Origin of the sequence: Moraxella caprae DSM 19149 (genome assembly GCF_000426885.1) — a bacterium.
GTDB lineage: Bacteria > Pseudomonadota > Gammaproteobacteria > Pseudomonadales > Moraxellaceae > Moraxella > Moraxella caprae.
In genome coordinates, this window is record NZ_AUGF01000097.1 from 1 (window position 1) to 1,929 (window position 1,929).

At 39.2% G+C, this 1,929-nt stretch carries 3 protein-coding genes; all 3 read left to right on the forward strand.

Annotated elements, in window-relative coordinates:
* Nucleotides 1-151 precede the first annotated feature (151 nt).
* From K941_RS0112420 to K941_RS17285, 3 genes are read left to right on the forward strand one after another with little or no spacing between them, the layout of a single operon-like run.
* Nucleotides 152-1,105 (forward strand): WG repeat-containing protein, encoded by a 954-nt coding sequence (locus tag K941_RS0112420; RefSeq protein WP_029103843.1) that lies wholly within the window; start codon nt 152-154, stop codon nt 1,103-1,105.
* Between the two features lie 15 nt (nt 1,106-1,120).
* Nucleotides 1,121-1,375, forward strand: coding sequence for a hypothetical protein (locus tag K941_RS0112425; RefSeq protein WP_115341128.1), 255 nt, complete (start codon nt 1,121-1,123; stop codon nt 1,373-1,375).
* Nucleotides 1,376-1,412: 37 nt separating this feature from the next.
* Complete coding sequence (locus K941_RS17285) at nt 1,413-1,580, forward strand: hypothetical protein (RefSeq protein ID WP_156892346.1); 168 nt, start codon at nt 1,413-1,415, stop codon at nt 1,578-1,580.
* Nucleotides 1,581-1,929: the final 349 nt, after the last annotated feature.

Genomic DNA, 1,929 nt, shown 5'->3' on the forward strand with positions numbered 1-1,929 from the left:
TTCGTGGTGAGCTTGTCGAACCATAACGGTTTTCCGCCACCCCTCAACAAGCTCGGGGCGAACGGAAAGCCTAGTTTTGCAGGAAGTCTAATTTGTCCTTGTAAAATTATTAAATTTAGGTTCTTTGGTTAATAAATAAAAGAGAATATCAATGAAACATCTATTTTGGTTGGGCGGTATCGGTTTGGCTTTAAATATGGGAAATGTAGCAAATGCCGATGGGTTTGATGTGCTATGTGTCAAACCAACCACACAAATTCCCTTTACTTATCAAGAATGCCTAAATCAAAAAGGCGTGGCACGAGTGGGTAATGTGGTGCAAACGCCATTTGGCGATTTTCCTTATCCGTTTGGGCTGATTGACAAGACAGGCAAGCTCATTTTGCCTGCAATTTATCATGAGATTGATTTTCCTGATGATTGGGCGTATGACAGTTATACAGAGCCAAGTGATGCACTGATTGTGGTTGCGCAAAGAGACAGTGGAGAGTCAATGTTTGGTAAGCTCGGTGTAGATGACACTTTTGGGCTTGTCAATGAAAAAGGCGAGTTTGTCGTGACAATGGGATTTTATGATGACATTGGCGGTTTTTCTGACAGTTTGTCAAGGGTGGTAAAGGGCGATAAATACGGTTATATAGATAGCCGTGCAAGCGTTGTCATTCCTATTGTCTATGATTATGTTGGGTTGTATTTTACAGACGGCTTTGCGAGTGTAAAAAGGCAAGGTAAATACGGCATTATCGACAAACAAAACCGCCCCGTCATCGCTTTTGCTTATGACGATGCAGAAGTTTTGTCAGGGCGATTATTTGCCGTTGCCAAAGATGAGCAGTATGCCCTGATAAGTCCTGACGGCAAATTTTTGTCCGATTATCAGTATGAGATGATAATGCCAACGCATTATGGCGATACTTATGTTGTACGGCAACAGGGCAAATATGGCTTAATCAATGAGCAAGCCGAAGTGCTGATAGCACCTAACTATGATTATGTTGGCGTGGATTTTGAGAAAACCTATGCCGATGATAATACGAATGATAAGATATATTTTAAAGCAGAGCTTGGCGATAGTACCGAGAGTTTTGCTGTCACTTGTAAATAAATCATGACAAAACCCATGTATAAACAAATCATTACCCATATCATCGCCTTATTATTGGTGGGTGGCAGTGCATTGTTGGCAAATGATGTGATGACATTTGGCGGATTAATGGTGCTGGGTATGATGATGTTTGTGATGACTGCTTATGTTATCTTTGCCAAAGAAGCCAAAAAAGTCGCTAACGGTATTTTTGCCGTGCTGTTTTTTTGTGGTGGGGTTTTGGGTGTTTTGGTTTGGTGGTACTTTGTTTGCCTTTTTGTTTGGCTCTAACTGCTTTATCGATAACACTGGGATACAACGCTGTGTTATGCCAACAGCTCATATGTTGGTAGGATTTGCCGTTGCATTTATCGCCACGCCTTTGTCTTGGCGGTTTTACAAAACCAAACGCACTCAAAGAAGTGAGATGATATGGCTGTTGGCGATAGTGGTCGGTTGGGCGGTAGGACTATTGATAAATGTGTTGGGGGTGTAATGGTTTATTGTTTAGTAATATTAACAGCTTTACGTCATTATTTATGGGTGATTTTAATACATCAAACCAAATAATAAAAATGTTAATTTTCAATATCTATTTGGCTATTAAAAATTTGATACAACTCATATTTCTTTTTTGGGTCTGGTATTTTATCTAATAAATCTTTTGATTTTTGAATATACGCCACATTTCCAGCATTTATCTCAGCCAGATAGTACAACAAAATTTCTTTGGTATTGTCTTTTTTGTTATATAACCAACAAACCTTGAAACAACACCAATCATCCCCATATCTTCATCACCATTCACTAATCACTACTTCAAATGGCTTATTCACTAGAAATCA